At 41.6% G+C, this 963-nt stretch carries 1 protein-coding gene; it reads right to left on the bottom strand.

Features of this window, described 5'->3' with window-relative positions:
* Positions 1 to 107 precede the first annotated feature (107 nt).
* Positions 108 to 422 carry a DUF3082 domain-containing protein gene (locus AC805_RS16680; protein ID WP_055076452.1) on the bottom strand — a complete coding sequence of 105 codons (315 nt, stop codon included), beginning with the start codon at positions 420 to 422 and terminating at the stop codon, positions 108 to 110.
* Positions 423 to 963: the final 541 nt, after the last annotated feature.

The following is a 963-nucleotide window of genomic DNA, read 5'->3' as shown; positions in this document are numbered from 1 at the left end:
TATAGATAATTCAAATAAAAACTACAGCTTCGACTTCGCTCAGCTAGCTTACACCGAGGGCTGAGCGAAGTCGAAGCCCGTCTACAAGTTATTTAAAACAACTATATTTATGCTTGAGGTTTCCGAAAGATAGTAGTAAATACTTGCTTAATGGTGAGTAATACCAACCCCAAGGCGATCGCTGCAAAAATCATTGTTGCGCCCGAACCGAGCGCTAATAGCAGCGTTCGGACGAGAGTAGCCAACCTATTGGCGAGGGTATTTGTCGTCTGTAATGGAGCTGTCGCAAGCTTATGCGCCACCATATTGGTAAATGAGTAAAGTCCAGTGGCGATCGTCGCGGAGATTGCGGCTCCTGTGAGATTTTTAAAAGGCGATGGTGCTGCGTCTTGAGGAGATTGGAGTTTGGCTTCTTCAGGCATATCAGGATTGCAAAATCTGTGATTAGGTTAAGACCATTAGCAGTACTTACTGCTAATGGTCTTTTGGAGGCATTGCGACTGGCGATCGCAAAAAAATCATTTAAACTGGCAAAAAACTTAATATCTTTGACCGCAAAATGATTTAAGATATCCGCACTCAACACAAAAATGCCAAGCCTGCTGGAAACAGTGGGCTTTTTTCTGCGTACTTTTATCATTGCATAAATATTTGTACGATGCGATCGCAAATTTACAAGGATTAAAACAACGCTTTAGCCAAAGGCGATCGCCACTTTCAAATTTTTTTTATAAATCTGTCCTATTAAGTACCCTCAGCATAATTAAAATCCAGATCTAAAACCTGCGGCGCACGCTGCGTAAGCGCCGCAGGTTTTATACCAAATCACAAAATGGCGTAGCCATTTTGTGATTTTAAAACCATTACTGGGTTTGGTTTTCAATTCCCAAAAGTGTAGCCACACTTTTGGGAATTGGTATTAGGGTTTTATATTTCATTAAGCCCACTTAGGCTCTTGCGGAT

This window comes from Pseudanabaena sp. 'Roaring Creek', from assembly GCF_001402795.1.
Classification (GTDB): Bacteria; Cyanobacteriota; Cyanobacteriia; order Pseudanabaenales; family Pseudanabaenaceae; genus Pseudanabaena.
This window is presented reverse-complemented; position numbering and strand designations above follow the sequence as displayed.